Genomic DNA, 17,774 nt, shown 5'->3' on the forward strand with positions numbered 1-17,774 from the left:
TTATTCCTTCCCCCTCAACTGCTGCAATATCCCCTCATTCTCCAGCGTCGACGTATCCTGCGTGATCTCTTCCCCGCGCGCGATCGTGCGCAGCAGCCGTCGCATGATCTTTCCTGACCGCGTCTTCGGCAGGTTGTCAGAGAAGCGGATGTCGTCCGGTTTGGCGATCGGGCCGATCTGTTCGGCGACCCAGGCGCGCAGTTCCTCCTTCAAGGCCTTGTCGGTGCCGGGTGCGGGGCGTTCACCCTTCAGCACCACGTAGGCGAAGATGCCTTCGCCCTTGATCGGGTCGGGGTGGCCGACGACGGCGGCCTCCGCGACCTTCGGGTGCGCGACCAGCGCGGACTCGACCTCCATGGTGCCGAGCCGGTGGCCGGAGACGTTGAGCACGTCGTCGATGCGGCCCATGATCCAGAAGCAGCCGTCCTTGTCGCGCCGCGCGCTGTCGCCGGCGAGGTAATAGCGGTTGTTGAACTTGGACCAGTAGGTGTCGACGTAGCGCGCATCGTCGCCCCAGATGGTGCGCAGCATCGACGGCCACGGCTTCCTGATCACCAGGTAGCCGCCCTTGTCCGGCTGCGTGACGGGATTGCCCTTGTCGTCGACGATGGCGGCGTCGATGCCGGGCAGCGGGATGGTGCAGGAGCCGGGCTTGGTGGCGACCGCGCCGGGGATCGGCGCGATCATGTTGGCGCCGGTCTCGGTCTGCCACCAGGTATCGACGATCGGGCAGCGCTCGTGTCCGATGACCTTGTGGTACCACATCCACGCTTCGGGGTTGATCGGCTCGCCGACGGTGCCGAGCAGGCGGATGCGCGACAGGTCGTAGCGCGCGGGAATCTCCTCGCCGAATTTCATCAGCGCGCGGATCGCGGTCGGCGCGGTGTAGAACACGGTGACGCCGTGGCGCTGGCAGATGGCCCAGAAGCGGCCGGGATCGGGCACGGTGGGCGCGCCTTCGTACATCATCACGGTGCCGCCGACGGCGAGCGGGCCGTAGGCGACGTAGGTGTGGCCGGTGACCCAGCCGACGTCGGCGGTGCACCAGTAGATGTCGTCGGCGCGGTGGTCGAACACCCACTTCATGGTGGTGACCGCGCCGAGCAGGTAGCCGGCGCTGGAGTGCTGGATGCCCTTGGGCTTTCCTGTCGATCCCGACGTGTAGAGGATGAACAGCGGGTGCTCGGCCTCGACCCACACCGGATCGCACTTGTCATCGACCTTGGCGACGGCGTCGTGCCACCAGACGTCGCGCCCGGCTTGCATGGGGATATTTTCGCCGCTGCGCTTGAGCACGATGACGCATTCCGGCTTCACTGCCGAGTGCTCGATGGCCTGGTCGGCGGCAGCCTTCAGCGCGATGACCTTGCCGCCGCGGTGGCCGCCGTCGGCGGTGATGACGACCTTGGCGCCGGCGTCCTCGATGCGGTCCTTCAGCGCGTTGGCGGAGAAGCCGCCGAACACCACCGAGTGGATCGCGCCGATGCGCGCGCAGGCCTGCATCGCGATCACCGCCTCGGGCACCATCGGCATGTAGATGATGACGCGGTCGCCTTTCGTCACGCCGCGCTGCTTCAGCGCGTTGGCGAGCCTGCACGTCTCGCGGTGCAGCTCGGTGTAGGTGAGCGTGCGCGTATCGCCTTTCTCGCCCTCGAACACGATCGCGGTCTTGCTGCCGTCCATCGCCAGGTGGCGGTCGAGGCAGTTGTACGAGACGTTGAGCGTGCCGTCGTGGAACCAGCGGAAGTGCGGCGCGCGGCTGACATCCAGTGCCTGGGTGAAGGGCGTGTGCCAGTCCAGCTCGGTCTGCGCCAGCGCGGCCCAGAAGCCGGCGTGGTCCTTCTCCGCCGCGCGGTGCATTGCGGCGAGCGCCTTCGCATCGATGCGCGCGCCGGCGGCGAAGGCGGCCGGCGGTTCGAACGAGCGGTTTTCGATCAGGATGGAATCGATATCGGAGCTGGACATGGGCTGCCTTTTTGTAATGGTAAAGGACGGGGCGCTGCATCGGAACGGTGCGTCCCGTACAGTCATGGGGACAGGATAGCGACCGGGGGCGGGGCAGACAAGCCTGTGGAGATCAGGGTGGGGACGGACTAAAAACTGAAAGGGGACAGACTTAAGTCTGTCCCCTGCCTAGGTAGCGAGCCGGGGACGGACTTAAGTCCGTCCCCGATCAGCACGGAACACGGGGACGGATTGAGAAATCCGTCCCCTCAGTCTGTAAACAGTGCGTAAGGGGACAGACTTTCCCTGGATAGCGAGCAGGGGGCGGACTTTAAAAACAAAAAGGGGACAGACTTAAGTCTGTCCCCTTCTACAAGCTGCGTAAGGGGACGGACTTAAGTCCGTCCCCGATCAGCGTTTATGGGTTATCCCTTGACCTGACGCTCGCGGATTTCGTCGAGGGTTTTGCAGTCGATGCAGAGGTTGGCGGTGGGGCGCGCCTCGAGGCGGCGGATGCCGATCTCGACGCCGCAGACCTCGCAGAAGCCGTACTCGTTGTTCTCGAGCGAGCGCAGCGACTCGTCGATCTTCTTGATCAGCTTGCGCTCGCGGTCGCGCGTGCGCAGCTCGAGGGCGAAGTCCGATTCCTGGCTGGCGCGGTCGTTCGGGTCGGGGAAGTTGGCCGCCTCGTCGCGCATATGGACGACGGTGCGCTCCATCTCATCGATCAGCTTGTTCTTCCAGGTGTTCAGGATGACGCGGAAGTGCGCGACCTGCTTCGGGCCCATGTACTGCTCGCCCTTCTTTTCCTGGTAGGGCTCGAGTCCGAGATAGAACAACTGGCTCGCCGCGTGCGTGGCGCCGCGCGCCACGGCCGGTTTCTTCTTCGCCGGGGCCGGGGCCGGGGCAGGGGCCGCCGCCGCGGGCTTTTTCGCCGGGGCCTTGGCGACGGTCTTCAGCGGGGCTTTCGCGGCAGCCTTTTTCTTGGCCGGCGCGGCCGCGGGGACCGCCTTCTTGGCCTTGGCCTTGGGTTTCGCCTTGCCTGCTGCTGCCTTGCTCTTTGCGACCGCCATCAAGAGTTCTCCTGACTAGAGAAAAAAGAAACGCGTATTTATACCAGAATCGCCCCGTGAGCTCAATAAAATCTCCGGCCGCGGTAATGTGGACGTACGCAGTCATGGGCCGGTTGCGCGGGACCCTTGCCAGGGCGGGGTGGGGTTGGTGTATGATACGACACTATCATTCTAACCAATTGTTATTGATTAATTTTTTATGACAATACCGAAGGCGCTCATTTTCGATGTCGATGGAACCCTCGCGGACACCGAACGCGACGGGCACCGGATTGCGTTCAACCGCGCCTTCGCGGCCGCGGGGCATGACTGGGACTGGGACGAGGAGCTGTACGGGCGCCTGCTCGCGGTGACCGGCGGCAAGGAGCGGATGCAGCACTACCTGGGTTCCTACGTCTACCACGGCGGCGCGGTCCCGGCCGACGTCGCCGCGGGGATCCCGCTGCTGCACGCGGCGAAGAACCGCTATTACGCCGAGCTGCTCGCCGAGGGCGGCATCGCGCTGCGTCCGGGCGTGGAGCGCCTGTTGCGCGCGGCGCGCGCCGCCGGCATCCGCCTCGCGATCGCGACCACCACCACCGGCGAGAACATCGCGGCGCTGCTGATCAGCACGCTGGGTCCGGAGTCCATGAAGTGGTTCGAGGTGCTGGCGAGCGCGGACGAGGTGCCGGACAAGAAGCCCTCGCCGGCGGTGTATCTCTATGCCATGGAAATGCTCGACCTCGACCCCGCCGACTGCATCGCCTTCGAGGATTCCGAGAACGGCCTGGTCGCCGCGCGCCGCGCCGGGCTGCGCACGGTGGTGACGGTCAACGACTATACGCGCGACGGCGAGTTCGACGACGCCACGCTGGTGATCGATCACCTCGGCGAGCCCGATCTTCCCTTCACCGTGCTGGGCGGCCGCGCCGCCGCCCGCCTGATCAATGAACGTGGCCCGCGCTCCCTGCGCTGCGTGGACACGGCCTTCCTGGAGTGGCTGCCCGCCGATGACTGACGACGCGCCGGTCCCGGCGGTCGCGCGGCGCATGGACGAAATCGCGCCGTTTCACGTGATGGACGTGCTGGCGCGCGCCCGCGCCCTCGAGCGCGCCGGGCGCACCATCGTGCACATGGAGATCGGCGAGCCGGATTTCGCCACGCCCGCGCCGGTGATCGAGGCGGGGATGCGGGCGCTGCGCGCGGGTCTGACCCATTACACGCCCGCCACCGGCCTGCCCGGGCTGCGCGCGGCGATCGCGGGTTTCTACCGTTCGCGCGAAGGTATCGAGGTCGATCCCGGTCGCATCGTCGTCACGCCGGGCGCCTCCGGCGCGCTGCAACTGATCCTCGGCGTGCTGCTGAATCCGGGCGACCGCGTGCTGATGGCCGATCCGGGGTATCCCTGCAACCGCCACTTCGTGCGCATGTTCGAGGGCGAGGCGGCGGGCGTGCCGGTGGATGCCGCGACCGGCTACCAGCTCACCGCCGCGCTGCTCGAGGCGCACTGGACGCCGGACACGCGGGCGGTGCTGCTCGCCTCGCCGTCGAATCCGACCGGCACCCTGATCGCGCCCGACGAGCTTGCGCGCATCGCCGCGCTGGCCGAGGCGCGCGGTGCGGCGCTGATCGTCGACGAGATCTACCAGGGCCTGGTGTACGAGGGGCGCGCGGAGACCGCGCTGCATCAGCGCGGCACGGTGTTCGTGCTCAACAGCTTCTCCAAGTATTTCTGCATGACCGGCTGGCGCATCGGCTGGCTGGTCGCGCCGGAGCGGTTCATCCCGGCCATCGACCGCCTCGCGCAGAACATCTTCCTCGCCACTTCCACCCCGGCGCAGCACGCGGCGCTGGCCTGTTTCGAACCCGCGACCCTCGCGCTGCTGGAGCAGCGCCGGGAGGAGTTCCGCACGCGGCGCGACTTCCTGCTGCCCGCGCTGCGCGGGCTCGGCTTCGATATCCCGGTCACGCCGCAGGGCGCGTTCTATCTCTACGCCGACTGTTCCCGCCACGCCGCGGACAGCTACGCCTTCTGCCTCGACCTGCTGGAGCGCGCCGGCGTCGCCATCACGCCGGGCCGCGACTTCGGCCATCACCGGCCGGAGCGGCACGTGCGGTTTGCCTACACGACCGCGCTCGATCAGCTCGGCCTGGGGGTGGAGCGGCTGGGGGAGTATCTCGGTGAGGGGTGAGGGGTGAGGAGTGAGGCGTTAGGAGTGAAGTGTCAGGCGTGAGGAGGTAAACCTTGAATGGAACCTGTCTCAAAATCGGTTATGAGTAAAAAAAGCAGATGTCGTTCCCGCGAATACCCTGAAGGGCACGCGAGCGGGGACCCGGCAGTTCAAGCAGTTGAAAAGCAAAAACACTGGATTCCCGCCTGCGCGGGAATGACGAATTAATCAGACCTTCCCTGGCGCCTCACTCCTCACGCCTGACGCCTCACCTTCTTCACACACCAGGTCGATCCGGTTCCGTTCCCGGATGCCGCTTCGCTTTATCCGGGCTACATACATGGGTGAGGAGTGAGGAGTAAAGTGTGAGGGGGAAACCCCTGTTATATTTACTTGTGTTTTACGCCTCACCCCTCACGCCTGACGCCTCACCTTCCTCACACACCAGCACCGTTGCGCCTGCGACGGCGATCGGCATCACCAGCAGGTTCACCAGCGGGATCAGCGTCAGCACCAGCAGAGTCGCGCCGAAGCCGAGCGCCAGCATCCGGCGTTGCGCCAGGCGCGCGCGCACGGCGGGGAAGGTCAGGCCGTGGTTGCCGAGCGGCACCTCGGCGTATTCGAGCGCGAGCATCCAGGCGCTGAACAGCAGCCACAGCGGCACGGCGACCAGGTTCACGCCGGGTACCAGCGTCAGCAGGCCGAGCGGCGCCGCGCGCAGCGCGAAATAGCCCAGCTTGCGCGCCTCGCCGGCGAGGGCGGCGGCACTCTCCATGATGAATCCGCCTTCGGAGGACGGGGCGCGGCCGCGCAGCCGGGTCTCGACGGCGGCGGCGAGCGGGCCGGTGAACGGCGCCGCGACCAGCGTCGCGAGCAGCAGGCAGACGACGAAGCCCGCCAGCACCGCGACCAGCACGAACAGCGGCCACAACAGCCAGTCCAGCCACGACAGCCACGCCGGCAGCACGGTCTCGAGCCAGGCGAGCAGCCCGGCGAACTGGCTGATGCCGAACCACACCAGCGCGACGAACGCGAGCAGGTTGATCAGCAGCGGCGCGATGACGTAGCGGCGCACGCCCGGACGCAGCAGCAGCGGGATGCCGCGGAAGACACAGGAGGCGCCGGTGAGGAAGTCCAGCATGCCTTCATTCCCCTCGTGCGCCGCGCCGCGCGAGCAGCGCCGCGCCGTAACACGCCTGCTCGCTGCGCGCCTGCCGCAGCGGGACGCCCAGCAGTCCGCGCCGGATCTCCGTCCAGGCCGCGTTGCGCGCGCCGCCGCCGACCGTCATCACGCAGTACGGATAGGGGGCGCCGAGTTCGGCCAGCAGGCGGTAACCCTGCGCCTCGATGCGCGCGATGCCTTCCAGCATGCCCTGGAAGTATTCGACGTCATCGGCGGGTCGCGGCGTCAGGCGCGGCGGATACGCCGGGTCGTTGTGCGGGAAGCGTTCGCCCGGGGCGGTCAGCGGGTAGTAATCGAGGCCGGTCGGCCGCGCCGGGGCGAGCCGCGGCGTCATGGCGTCGAGCCCGGCCTGGCTGAAGAAGTGCCGCAGCACCTTGCCGCCGCTGTTGGACGCGCCGCCCGCGAGCCAGCGCTCGCCGAGGCGGTGGCTGTACACGCCGTACTCCGGCGCGAACACCGGACGGTCGCACAGCACCTTCAGCACCAGGGTGGAGCCGAGCGAGGTGACCGCCGTGCCGGTCGCTGTCGCGCCTACGGTGGAACTGGCGGCGAGGAAGGCGGCGACGCTGTCGGTGGTGCCGGCGACGATGCGCATTTCCGCCGGAAAGCCCAGGCGGCGGACCGCGGCGTCCCGCAGCGTGCCGACCACGGCGCCCGGCGCCACGACCCGCGGCAGCAGCTCGCGGCGCGCGCCGAGGCGGTCGAGCCAGTCGGGCCAGCGCCGCGCGCCGGCGTCGTAGCCGAGCTTGAGGCAATTGTTCTCGTCGCTCACGCCGTACGCGCCGCACAGGCGGCCGGCGATCCAGTCGGCCTGGTGCAGGGCATGGCGGGCGGAACGCGTCGTGTCCCGATCCTGCAGGTGGAGCAGCTTGGCCAGGGCGGAGGTCGGGCCGTGCGCGGCGCAGTCCGGCGGGGCGGTCGCGGCGATGCGCGCGGCCTCCGCCCGGCTGCGGGCATCGTCGTACATCAGCGCCGGTCCGAGCGGACGTCCCGCGCCGTCGGCGAGGAGCAGGGTGGCGGAGGTGCCGTCCACGGCGAGCGCGCGCACCGCCGCGGGGTCGATCCGTCCGGCGATGTCGCGCAGGGCCTCGATCAGCGCGTCCCACCACAGCCCGGGGTCCTGTTCGCTGCGCCCCTCGCCACGCTGCGGGGGCGGGAGTCCTGCCGCGGCCTCGGCCCGCAGTTCGCCCGCGCCGTCGATGGCCGCGACCCGGCAGCCGCCGGTGCCGAGGTCGATGCCGAGGAAGAGGTCAGGATTCAAAGGCGGACATGAATTGTTGAAAGAAACATATGGAAGATAAGCGTATTACTTCCAAGTATTAACCTTTAACTTTAAGAAGCCTCTGCACACGTCATCCCCGCGCAAGCGGGGATCCAGGACCCCGATGATTCTGCATGGACTGGATTCCCGCTTGCGCGGGAATGACATTATTAATCAGGCCTTCCTTGATGCTCACGGCAGCGTCACCGGCTCCGGCGGGCTCCAGGCGTCGCTGCGATGCTCGGCGACCACCGTGGTGTAGATCCCGCCGCGCACGTTGAACTCGGCGGTCAGGCGCATGTAGTGCGGCTCGCAGGCGCGCACCAGGTCGTCGAGGATGGCGTTGGTAACGGCCTCGTGGAAGGCGCCCTTGTCGCGGAAGGACCATATATAGAGCTTCAGCGATTTCAGTTCGACGCAGCGCGCGGCCGGGACATATTCCAGATTCAGCGTGGCGAAATCCGGCTGGCCGGTCTTCGGGCACAGGCAGGTGAACTCCGGCATCTCGATGCGGATGGTGTAATCGCGCCCCGGCTGCGGGTTTTCGAAGGTTTCCAGTTGCTTGCTCGGTTTGGATGGCATGGGTATGTCCGTCGTGTGGAGCGGGGACCTAATGTAGGGGGACAGAATTCAATTCTGTCCCCCGGCTAAGTTTACGGGGACGGACTTGAAGTCCGTCCCCGGGAGTCATGCTGATATCCGTCCCCGGGCTGTCGGCAGGATAGCAAATCCGCCCACTTTAATCTTGTCTCCGGCGGCGCTTTTCCTGTATCTTGGCGACCCATGCAACTGAAGAAGATCAAGCTCGCCGGTTTCAAATCCTTCGTCGACCCTACCACCCTCGCACTGCCCAGCCAGCTCGTCGGAATTGTCGGCCCCAACGGCTGCGGCAAGTCCAACGTCATCGACGCCGTGCGCTGGGTGATGGGCGAGAGTTCAGCCAAGCACCTGCGCGGCGACGCGCTGGCGGACGTCATCTTCAACGGCTCCTCCTCGCGCAAGCCGGTCGGGCAGGCGACCATCGAACTGGTGTTCGACAACAGCGCCGGGCGCCTTGGCGGCCAGTACGCGAACTACAACGAGATCTCCATCAAGCGCGAACTGTCGCGCGACGGCCAGTCGGTCTATTTCCTCAACAACACGCGCTGCCGCCGCCGTGACATCACCGATGTCTTCCTCGGCACCGGCCTCGGCGCGCGCAGTTACGCGATCATCGAACAGGGCACCATCTCGCGCCTGATCGAGGCGAAGCCCGAGGAGCTGCGCACCTTCCTGGAGGAGGCCGCCGGCATCTCCAAGTACAAGGAGCGCCGCCGCGAGACCGAGAACCGCATCCGCGACACGCGCGAGAACCTCAACCGCATCGGCGACATCATCGCCGAACTCGAGCGCCGCCTGCAGACCCTGCAGCGCCAGGCCAAGACCGCCGAGCGCTACCGCGAGCTGAAGCAGGAAGAGCGCCTGGTGAAGGGCCAGTTGCTGGCGCTGAGGTGCCGCAACCTGGAGACGGAGACGGGGGAGAAGGACCGCGCCATCGCCGGGCAGGAGAACGCGGTGGAGAAGGAGATCGCCGGGCTGCGTTCGATCGAGGCCGGGATCGAGAAGCAGCGCGCGGGACAGGTCGAGTCGAACGAGGAATTCAACCGCATCCAGGGCGAGTTCTACAGCCTGGGTTCGGACATCGCGCGGCTCGAGCAGTCGATCCAGCACGCGCGCGAGAAGCAGCAGCAGAACCGCGACGACCTCGCCGCCGTCGAGCGCGCCCGCGCGGAGTCGCTGCTCCATCGCGAGCAGGACGGCGCCCAGATCACCGGGCTCCAGCAGACCCTCGCGTCGAGCGAGCCGGAACGCGCCGCGAAGGAGGAGGCCGAGCAGGCTTCCGCCGCCGCGCTGGCCGCCGCCGAGCAGGCGATGAGCGAATGGCAGGGCGGCTGGGACGCGTATAACAGCCGCGTCGCCGAGCAGCGCCGCAAGACCGAGGTCGAGCGCACGCGCATCCAGAACCTGGAAGAGCGCCTGCGCGGACTGCACGAGCGCCTGCTGCGCCTGCAGGGCGAGGAGCAGGGGCTGGCGACCGAATCCGTGGAAGAAGAGAGCGCCGCGCTGGGTGAACAGCTCGGCGAGGTGAGCGCGTCGATCGAGGGCATGCGGGCGGAGCTGCAGGCGCTCGGCGCGCAGCTCGGCCAGCAGCGCCAGACCAACACGTCCACCGCCGCCGAACTCAACCAGGAACGCGCGCGCCAGCAGGAACTGCAGCGGCAGCATGCCTCGCTCGAGGCGCTGCAGAAGGTTGCGCTCGGCAAGCAGGAGGCGAGCGTCTCGCGCTGGCTGGAGGCGCAGGGCCTGGGCGACGTGCGCCGGCTGGCGGAGGACATCCAGGTCGACAAGGGCTGGGAGCGCGCGGTGGAAACTGTGCTCGGCCTCAACCTCGAGGCCGTGCGCGTGCCCTCGCTGGACGCCATCGCCCAACGCATCGGCGGCCTGGAGCAGGGCATCCTGACGGTATTCGACGCCGCTTCCGCATCGACCGCCCGCACGGGCGACCTGGCACCCAACCTGTCGAGCAAGGTGCGCGCGCCGTGGCCGCTGGATTCCATCCTCGGCGACGTCTACGCCGTCGATACGGTGGGTCAGGCGATGGCGCTGCGCGCGCGGCTGGCGGCGCACGAGTCGCTCATCACGCGCGACGGCGTATGGATCGGACACGACTGGCTGCGCGTGGTGAACGCCCAGGACGAGAAGACCGGCGTACTGTCGCGTGAACAGGAACTGCGCGACATCGCGGCGGCGCTCGCCACGGTGACGGCGCGCGTCGGTGAACTCGAACAGCGCCTGCACGACGGCAACGCCCGCATCGCCGGTTTCGACCAGGCGCGCGACGAGCTGCAGCGCCGGCTCGACGGCGCGACCCAGCAGCAGGCGGAACTGCGCGCGCAGATCAGCCGCCGCGACGCCAGCCTGGAGCAGATCCGGCGCCGGCGCGAACGCCTCGGCGTCGAGATCGAGGACAGCCGCGCGCAGTCGGCGCGCGACAACAGTGAATTGACCGGGGTGCGCGCGCGGCTCGAGGCCGTGGTCGCCGAGGCGCAGGGCCAGGAAGACGAGCATGCCCGGTTGCTGCAGCGCCGCGACGAGCTGCGCGCGCGGCTGGATGACTGCCGCACCCAGGCGGTGCGCGACCGCGAGGCGGCGCGCGAACTCGCCGTGCGCATCGAGTCGGCGCGTTCGCGCCTGAGCACGCTCAACGCCGGACTGGAGCGCGTCGAGCGTCAGCTCGCGCAGTTCGACGCCCAGCGTGGGGAGCTGGAGGCGGCGCTGGCCGCCAGCGCGGAGCCGATCGAGACGATGAAGACCGAGCTCGGCCGCCTGCTCGAGCAACGGCTGGAGGTCGAGACCCGCCTCGCCGGGGCGCGCAAGGCGGTCGAGGCCTGCGATTTCGCCCTGCGCGAGCTCGACAATGCCCGCAACGCGGCGGAACAGCAGGTACGCGACCAGCGCGACGCGCTCGAACAGCTGCGCATGCTGCGGCAGGAGCTCACGGTGCGGCACCAGACCCTGCTGGAACAGCTCGCCGAGGCCGGCCAGGAGCTGGCGGCCCTGCTGGCGGAGATGCCGGAGGAGGCAAGCGAGGGCGTATGGCATGAACGCCTCGACGGCCTCGCGCAGAAGATCGAGCGCATCGGGCCGATCAACCTCGCCGCGATCGACGAGTTCAAGGAGCAGTCCGAGCGCAAGGCCTACCTCGACGCGCAGTCGGCCGACCTCAACGAGGCGCTGACGACGCTCGAGACCGCCATCCGCAAGATCGACAACGAGACGCGCATGCGCTTCAAGGAGACCTTCGATCAGGTCAACGAACAGCTCGGCCGCCTGTATCCGAAGCTGTTCGGCGGCGGCACGGCGCAGCTCGAGATGACCAGCGACGACCTGCTCGAGTCCGGTGTGGCGGTGATGGCGCGCCCGCCCGGCAAGCGCAACGCCAACATCCACCAGCTTTCCGGCGGCGAGAAGGCGCTGACGGCGGCGGCGCTGGTGTTCGCGATGTTCGAGCTCAATCCGGCCCCGTTCTGCATCCTCGACGAGGTGGACGCGCCGCTCGACGACGTCAACGCCGGCCGGCTGTGCCAGTTGGTTCGCGAGATGTCCGACCGCGTGCAGTTCATCTTCATTACGCACAACAAGATCACGATGGAACTGGCCAACCAGCTCGTCGGCGTCACCATGCACGAGCCGGGCGTCTCCCGCCTGGTGGCGGTCGACGTCGATCAGGCGGTGGCGATGGCGACGGCGTAGGCCCGACCGCCGTCCATGCGCCTGATCGTCATGCCCGCACATGCGTGCATCCTGGGCCGCTGATTCCGATGAATGACCGGATCCCCGCCTGCGCGGGGATGACGCTTCCGGGTCTTCAGGAGATGCGCTGGCGCAGGGTTCTTCCCTGATCTCTTGTCCGTCACGCCGCGTCCCTTTACCCTTATCCTCCATGACATCCTCACGCAATCCCGCCGCGCGCGCCGCGCAACTGCGCGAGCAGCTCAATTACCACAACTACCGCTACTACGTGCTCGACGACCCGGAGATCCCGGACGCCGAGTACGACCGCCTGCTGCGCGAGCTGCAGGGGCTGGAGGAAAAACACCCGGAGCTGGTGACGCCGGACTCGCCGACGCAGCGCGTGGGCGCGGAGCCGCAGGCGGAGTTCGGCAAGGTGCGGCGCGAGATCCCGATGCTGTCGCTCGCCAACGCCTACAACGAGGACGAGCTGGCCGATTTCGACCGCCGCGTGCGCGAGGGGCTGGAGGCGGAGTCCGTGGAATACAACGCCGAGCCCAAGATGGACGGCGTCGCGGTCAGCCTGATGTACCGCGACGGTCTCTTCACGCAGGGCGCGACGCGCGGCGACGGCACCACCGGCGAGGACATTACCCATAACCTGCGCACCATACGCGCGATCCCGCTGCGCCTGTTCGGCGACGGCTGGCCGGCGGAGCTCGAGGTGCGCGGCGAGGTCTATCTGCCCAAGGAGAACTTCGAGGCCCTGAACGCGGAGGCGATCAGCCGCGGGGAGAAGCTGTTCGCCAACCCGCGCAACGCCGCCGCCGGCAGCCTGCGCCAGCTCGATCCGAAGATCACCGCCGCGCGCCGGATCGAGATCTTCTGTTACGGCGTGGGCAAGGTCGCCGGCGGGACGCTGCCGGGGTTTCAGCACCAGATCCTGGAGCGGCTGCAATCCTGGGGGTTTCCGGTCTGCCCGGAACAGACGGTGGTGCGCGGCGCGGAGGGTTGCGGGGAATATTACCGGAGCGTGCAGGAGCGGCGTGAACAGCTTCCCTACGAGATCGACGGCGTGGTATTCAAGGTCAACCGCACGGAGGACCAGGAACGGCTCGGCTTCGTCGCGCGCGCGCCGCGCTGGGCGGTGGCCTGCAAGTTCCCGCCCAAGGAGGAGGCCACGCTGCTGAAGGCGATCGAGTTCCAGGTCGGCCGCACCGGCGCGCTGACGCCGGTGGCGCGGCTGGAGCCGGTGCGGGTCGGCGGGGTGACGGTGACCAATGCGACGCTGCACAACGTCGCGATGGTCGAGCGCATGGACCTGCGCGTGGGCGACACGGTGATCGTGCGCCGCGCGGGCGACGTGATCCCGCAGGTGATGGGGATTGTGGAGTCACGCCGGCCCGATCCGCTGCCGGAGCCGTTCACGGTGCCGGTACACTGTCCGGTCTGCGGCTCGGCGGTGGTGCGTCCCGAGGGCGAGGTCGTCGCGCGCTGCAGCGGCGGCCTGTACTGCCCGGCCCAGCGCAAGCAGGCGATCCACCACTTCTCCGCGCGCCGCGCGATGGACATCGACGGGCTGGGCGAGAAGATCGTCGACCAGCTGGTGGAGCGCGGCCTGGTCGGCAGTCCGGCCGACCTGTACGAGCTGACACCGGAACAGCTCGCCGCGCTGGACCGGATGGCGGAGAAGTCCGCCGCGAACCTGCACGCGGCGATCGAACAGAGCAAGTCGACCACTCTGGCGCGCTTCCTGTACGCGCTCGGCATCCCGGAGGTGGGCGAGGCGACCGCGCAGCAGCTCGCGGCCGAGTTCGGCGCGCTGGAACCGGTGATGGAGGCCGATGTGGAACGCCTGCAGCAGGTGCCGGACGTCGGCCCGGTCGTGGCGGGCCATGTCCACGGTTTCTTCCACGAGGAACACAATCTCGAGGTGATCAGGCGCCTGCGGGACAACGGCGTCCACTGGCCGGCGCCGACGCACGCGCCGGTGGCGCGGCCGCTGGTCGGGCAGACCTACGTGCTGACCGGCACGCTGGAGTCGATGACGCGCGACGAGGCCAGGGAGCGCCTGCAACAGCTCGGCGCCAAGGTCGCGGGCAGCGTCTCCGCCCGGACCGCCTGCGTGGTGGTCGGCGCGGACGCCGGGTCCAAGCTTGTGAAGGCGCGCGAACTCGGGGTCGAGGTGCTCGACGAGGCGCAGTTCCTCGAGCTGCTGCAACGCCATGCCTGAGCGGCGGGCCGGCAGGTGGCACGCCCGCGGGCGAGCGGCTATAATCCCGCCTCAATCATTCCATTAAAAATCGCGCCGCCGCCCCAGACGTTCCGATGTCCATCACGCCCCAGCAAGCCTATGCGGTCTATACCGCCGCCGACTGCCTGTACGACCGCAGCGAGGTCGAGGCGGCGCTGGACCGGCTCGCGCTCGACATCTCCTATGCGCTGGCCGAGGCCAATCCGCTCGTCATCACGGTGATGCAGGGCGGGCTCATCACCGCCGGCATGCTGCTGCCGCGCCTCGCCTTCCCGCTGCAGGTCGATTACCTGCACGCGACGCGTTACCGCGGCAAGACGAGCGGGGAGGATCTGCACTGGGTCGTGAAGCCCAGCCACGCGCTCACGGATCGTATCGTGCTGCTGGTGGACGACATCCATGACGAGGGACACACCCTGGAGGCGATCGTCGCGGCCTGCAAGGCCGCCGGCGCGCGCCGGGTCTACAGCGCCGTGCTGGTGAACAAGCGCCACGACCGCAAGGCGGCCTACCGCGCCGATTTCGTCGGCCTGGAGGTCGAGGACCGCTACGTGTTCGGCTATGGCATGGACTACAAGGAATACCTGCGCAACGCCCCCGGGATCTATGCCGTGAGGGAGGAGCATGCCTGAGCTGGCGATCATCGGCGGCACCGGCCTGACCGCGCTGAAGGGCCTGCAGATCATCCGCAAGGAGGTGGTGCACACGCCCTACGGCGAGCCCTCCGGCCCGCTGACGCACGGCGTGCTGAACGGCAAGGAGGTGGCCTTCCTCGCCCGTCACGGCTACGGCCACAACATACCGCCGCACCGCATCAACTACCGCGCGAACATCTGGGCGCTGAAGCAGACCGGCGTCCGGCGCGTGACGGCGGTGGCGGCGGTGGGCGGCATACGCGACGACCTGCCGCCCGGCCGGCTGGTGATCCCGGACCAGATCATCGACTACACCTGGTCGCGCGCGTCCACCTTCTACGAGGAGGGTCTGGCGCACGTGACCCACATCGACTTCACCAATCCCTACAACGCGGAGCTGCGCGGACTGATGATCCGCGCCTGCCGCGAGATCGGGATCGACGCCTGCGAGGACGGCGTCTACGGCATCACCCAGGGTCCGCGGCTGGAGACCGCCGCCGAGATCAACCGCATGGAGCGCGACGGCTGCACGCTCGTCGGCATGACCGGAATGCCCGAGGCGGCGCTGGCGCGCGAGCTCGGTCTCGAGTATGCGGTATGCGCCGTCAGCGCCAACTGGGCCGCGGGACGCGGCGGCGCCGGGGAGATCTCCATGGAGGAGATCGAACGCAATCTCGCCACCGGGATGGAGCGGGTCCGCGCCATGCTGGCGCAGCTCGTCCCGCTGTTGTAAGGGTTTGATCCCGCCCGCGCGCGACTCAGCGCGGCGTGGTGCTTGCGTCCTTCTGTTTCTGCGGATCGTAGGGCGTGAGCTTGACCAGCAGGCCGAAGGCGGGGTGGTCGAAGTAGTGCACCTCACCGCTGTTGACGCGCCGGCTCTGCTGCAGGCGGAACTGGGCGGCGCCGTCGCGCGCCGCCGTATCCCGGTAAATCATATCCACGTCGATGTGCAGGAAACGGTTGCGGCTGATGCGCACCGTCCCGTCGAGCTCCCGCGCCTGCGATATGACCATCGGTTCCATCCCTTCCGTGCCGGTGTCCTCTCCTTCGCTGTGGAGGCGCACCGCCGGCGCATCCGCCTGCGCGCTCGCCGGCTGGCGCCAGGCGATATGAAGCAGCTTGTGGTAGTCGCGCGAGGCGGACAGCCGGGCCGCCGCGGGCTTGAGGGAGAAGTTCGCGGCGCCGAGCTGCTGGAACGGCTGCGCGGGTCCGGGCAGCGGGTTCGACTGCGGCAGGGGGACCAGCTCGACCGCACTTCCGAAATCAGGCGCCCCGGGGTCGATCGGCCAGCGTTCGCCTTCGGGGGCGGGTGGTGTATTGTTTTTGAAGACGAGAACCTCCACATCGTACCAGGGCGGAGCCTCGGTATCGGCGGCGCCCGCCGTGGCGCCGGCAGCCAGCAGCAGGAGGGTGAAGAGGGCGGCACGGATCATGAATGCGGGGACTGTCGGGGCCTGTCTCGATGGATTCATCGCGGCTAGGGTACTACAAATGGGAATTGCGGGGGATGGACGGGGACAGATTTATTTATGAGGGGGACAGATTTATTTTCGTGGGATGGATCTGAGAAACTTTCCCACGAAAATAAATCTGTCCCCGATTGGTGGGGCCGGGTTGGCATGTGTGGTCAGGTGTGAGGGAAGGACGATGGCGGTGCGCAGCGTATTGAAGATGGGGAATCCCCTGCTGTTGCAGGTGGCGGAGCCCGTGGCGGAGTTCGGCACGGCGGAGCTCGACCGCCTGATCGGGGACATGTTCGATACCATGGCGGCCGAGGCCGGTGCGGGCCTGGCGGCGCCGCAGATCGGCGTCTCCAGGCGCGTGGTGATCTTCGGCGTGGCGAAAAACCCGAGATATCCCGACGTCGAGGAGGTTCCGACCACGGTGCTGATCAATCCCGTGATCACGCCGGTCGGTTCCGACCTGGAGGAGGACTGGGAGGGTTGCCTCAGTGTCCCGGGCCTGCGCGGACGCGTGCCGCGCCACGCCCGCGTGCGCTATTCCGGTTATGACCCGCGCGGCGTTCGCATCGAGCGTGACGTCAGCGGCTTCCACGCCCGTGTGGTGCAGCACGAGTGCGACCACCTGGACGGCATCCTCTATCCGCGCCGCATCCGCGACCTGCGCCTGTTCGGTTTCGAGGGCGAATTGTCTGCGCGCGGCGACAACCCGCGCGATTAGCGCGCGGGAGGGCGCTCAGTTCCGCTCCATGGGCCCCGAGCCGGGGGACGGGCTCCCGTCCAGGCCGTTGCGCATGAAATAGTGCATCAGCTCGGCGTTGTTGCGCAGGTTCATCTTGGTGAGGATCTTGGTGCGGTGCGTGCTGATCGTCTTTACGCTCAAGGCCAGCACGGCGGCGATCTCGGACACGGTCTTGCCTGCGGCGAGCAGGTTGAAGATCTGGAACTCGCGGTCGGTCAGCACCTCGTGCGGCGGGCGGTCGTAGTCCGAGTCGAGGACGCTGGCGAGCTTTTCGGCGAGTGACTGGGTGATGTATCTCCCGCCCCGGGCCACGCGCAGGATGGCGGAGGTTAGGGTGTCCGGCGCGCAGACCTTGGTCAGGTAGCCCGCGGCGCCGGCCTTGAGTGCGCGCAGGCCGTAGTGGTCCTCGGGATACATGGTGAAGACCAGGACCTGGGTCTGGGGTTTTTCATTCCTGATCTGCTTCAGCGCGTCGAGACCGCTCTTCCCCGGCATGTTGATGTCGAGCACGACGACATCCCAGTGTCCATTGCGCACTTGGCGCAGGGTATCCAGGGAATTTTCCGCCTCTCCGATGATGAATTCCTCCGCATGATCGCTCAATATCTGGTGCAAGCCCTGCCGTATGACGGGGTGGTCGTCTGCAATCAGTACTTTTATCATGGCTTCCCTGATGATGTTTTTTCTTGGTTGTTGTTTATCGGGATCGCGCTGTCGACCTGGGCGCCAAGGGCGGTCCTCGCAGCTTCAGTCCGGTTTCCGGACGATGGTTGTCAGTCGTTCTCCTTTTGAAGGATTCT

The 17,774-nt window shown here is 67.8% G+C and carries 14 protein-coding genes; 7 read left to right on the forward strand and 7 right to left on the reverse strand.

What is annotated here, in order from left to right; all coding sequences use genetic code 11:
- A complete protein-coding gene (acs, locus tag IPK65_08405) occupies positions 1-1,965 on the reverse strand; it encodes an acetate--CoA ligase (GenBank protein ID MBK8163157.1) in 1,965 nt (654 codons plus the stop codon).
- Positions 1,966-2,369: 404 nt separating this feature from the next.
- A complete protein-coding gene (dksA, locus tag IPK65_08410) occupies positions 2,370-3,017 on the reverse strand; it encodes an RNA polymerase-binding protein DksA (protein MBK8163158.1) in 648 nt (215 codons plus the stop codon).
- 199 nt (positions 3,018-3,216) lie between these two features.
- Here dksA and IPK65_08415 point away from each other — a divergent pair, with 199 nt between their 5' ends.
- Both IPK65_08415 and IPK65_08420 read left to right on the forward strand, forming a co-directional pair.
- Positions 3,217-4,014 (forward strand): HAD family hydrolase, encoded by a 798-nt coding sequence (locus IPK65_08415; protein MBK8163159.1) that lies wholly within the window; start codon positions 3,217-3,219, stop codon positions 4,012-4,014.
- A complete protein-coding gene (locus tag IPK65_08420) occupies positions 4,007-5,188 on the forward strand; it encodes a pyridoxal phosphate-dependent aminotransferase (protein MBK8163160.1) in 1,182 nt (393 codons plus the stop codon). Before IPK65_08415 ends, IPK65_08420 begins: the two co-directional genes overlap by 8 nt.
- Before the next feature lie 379 nt (positions 5,189-5,567).
- Here IPK65_08420 and cysZ read toward each other — a convergent pair whose 3' ends face one another.
- The 3 genes from cysZ to queF all read right to left on the reverse strand — a co-directional run bounded on the left by cysZ (position 5,568) and on the right by queF (position 8,193).
- Positions 5,568-6,308, reverse strand: coding sequence for a sulfate transporter CysZ (gene cysZ, locus IPK65_08425; protein MBK8163161.1), 741 nt, complete (start codon positions 6,306-6,308; stop codon positions 5,568-5,570).
- Between the two features lie 4 nt (positions 6,309-6,312).
- A complete protein-coding gene (locus IPK65_08430) occupies positions 6,313-7,611 on the reverse strand; it encodes an FGGY-family carbohydrate kinase (GenBank protein ID MBK8163162.1) in 1,299 nt (432 codons plus the stop codon).
- Between the two features lie 192 nt (positions 7,612-7,803).
- Positions 7,804-8,193 carry an NADPH-dependent 7-cyano-7-deazaguanine reductase QueF gene (gene queF, locus IPK65_08435; GenBank protein MBK8163163.1) on the reverse strand — a complete coding sequence of 130 codons (390 nt, stop codon included), beginning with the start codon at positions 8,191-8,193 and terminating at the stop codon, positions 7,804-7,806.
- A gap of 201 nt (positions 8,194-8,394) precedes the next feature.
- Here queF and smc point away from each other — a divergent pair, with 201 nt between their 5' ends.
- The 4 genes from smc (at position 8,395) to IPK65_08455 (ending at position 15,505) form a co-directional block, all read left to right on the forward strand.
- Complete coding sequence (gene smc, locus IPK65_08440; protein MBK8163164.1) at positions 8,395-11,904, forward strand: chromosome segregation protein SMC; 3,510 nt, start codon at positions 8,395-8,397, stop codon at positions 11,902-11,904.
- A 190-nt stretch (positions 11,905-12,094) separates the two neighbouring features.
- Entirely contained in the window at positions 12,095-14,116 is a 2,022-nt protein-coding gene (gene ligA, locus IPK65_08445; protein ID MBK8163165.1) for an NAD-dependent DNA ligase LigA, read from the forward strand.
- A gap of 95 nt (positions 14,117-14,211) precedes the next feature.
- Complete coding sequence (locus IPK65_08450) at positions 14,212-14,769, forward strand: hypoxanthine-guanine phosphoribosyltransferase (GenBank protein MBK8163166.1); 558 nt, start codon at positions 14,212-14,214, stop codon at positions 14,767-14,769.
- Positions 14,762-15,505 (forward strand): S-methyl-5'-thioinosine phosphorylase, encoded by a 744-nt coding sequence (locus tag IPK65_08455; protein ID MBK8163167.1) that lies wholly within the window; start codon positions 14,762-14,764, stop codon positions 15,503-15,505. The genes IPK65_08450 and IPK65_08455 overlap by 8 nt, the downstream gene beginning before the upstream one ends.
- A gap of 25 nt (positions 15,506-15,530) precedes the next feature.
- Here the strand turns inward: IPK65_08455 and IPK65_08460 are convergent, their stop codons facing one another.
- A complete protein-coding gene (locus IPK65_08460; GenBank protein MBK8163168.1) occupies positions 15,531-16,205 on the reverse strand; it encodes a peptidoglycan binding protein CsiV in 675 nt (224 codons plus the stop codon).
- Between the two features lie 214 nt (positions 16,206-16,419).
- On the opposite strand from IPK65_08460, the gene IPK65_08465 reads away from it, so the two are divergent.
- Positions 16,420-16,953, forward strand: coding sequence for a peptide deformylase (locus IPK65_08465; protein ID MBK8163169.1), 534 nt, complete (start codon positions 16,420-16,422; stop codon positions 16,951-16,953).
- A 15-nt stretch (positions 16,954-16,968) separates the two neighbouring features.
- Here IPK65_08465 and IPK65_08470 read toward each other — a convergent pair whose 3' ends face one another.
- Positions 16,969-17,637 carry a response regulator transcription factor gene (locus IPK65_08470; GenBank protein MBK8163170.1) on the reverse strand — a complete coding sequence of 223 codons (669 nt, stop codon included), beginning with the start codon at positions 17,635-17,637 and terminating at the stop codon, positions 16,969-16,971.
- Between the last annotated feature and the right edge of the window lie 137 nt (positions 17,638-17,774).

Source organism: Gammaproteobacteria bacterium (genome assembly GCA_016712635.1).
Taxonomy (GTDB): Bacteria; Pseudomonadota; Gammaproteobacteria; order SZUA-140; family SZUA-140; genus JADJWH01.

Bases quoted from the DNA above. Each gene is read 5' to 3' on its own strand.
- acs (MBK8163157.1), bottom strand. From the start codon at position 1,965: ATGTCCAGCTCCGATATCGATTCCATCCTGATCGAAAACCGCTCGTTC.
- IPK65_08415 (MBK8163159.1), top strand. From the start codon at position 3,217: ATGACAATACCGAAGGCGCTCATTTTCGATGTCGATGGAACCCTCGCG.
- smc (MBK8163164.1), top strand. From the start codon at position 8,395: ATGCAACTGAAGAAGATCAAGCTCGCCGGTTTCAAATCCTTCGTCGAC.
- cysZ (MBK8163161.1), bottom strand. From the start codon at position 6,308: ATGCTGGACTTCCTCACCGGCGCCTCCTGTGTCTTCCGCGGCATCCCG.
- dksA (MBK8163158.1), bottom strand. From the start codon at position 3,017: ATGGCGGTCGCAAAGAGCAAGGCAGCAGCAGGCAAGGCGAAACCCAAG.
- IPK65_08465 (MBK8163169.1), top strand. From the start codon at position 16,420: ATGGCGGTGCGCAGCGTATTGAAGATGGGGAATCCCCTGCTGTTGCAG.
- ligA (MBK8163165.1), top strand. From the start codon at position 12,095: ATGACATCCTCACGCAATCCCGCCGCGCGCGCCGCGCAACTGCGCGAG.
- IPK65_08460 (MBK8163168.1), bottom strand. From the start codon at position 16,205: ATGATCCGTGCCGCCCTCTTCACCCTCCTGCTGCTGGCTGCCGGCGCC.
- IPK65_08450 (MBK8163166.1), top strand. From the start codon at position 14,212: ATGTCCATCACGCCCCAGCAAGCCTATGCGGTCTATACCGCCGCCGAC.
- IPK65_08455 (MBK8163167.1), top strand. From the start codon at position 14,762: ATGCCTGAGCTGGCGATCATCGGCGGCACCGGCCTGACCGCGCTGAAG.
- IPK65_08420 (MBK8163160.1), top strand. From the start codon at position 4,007: ATGACTGACGACGCGCCGGTCCCGGCGGTCGCGCGGCGCATGGACGAA.
- queF (MBK8163163.1), bottom strand. From the start codon at position 8,193: ATGCCATCCAAACCGAGCAAGCAACTGGAAACCTTCGAAAACCCGCAG.
- IPK65_08470 (MBK8163170.1), bottom strand. From the start codon at position 17,637: ATGATAAAAGTACTGATTGCAGACGACCACCCCGTCATACGGCAGGGC.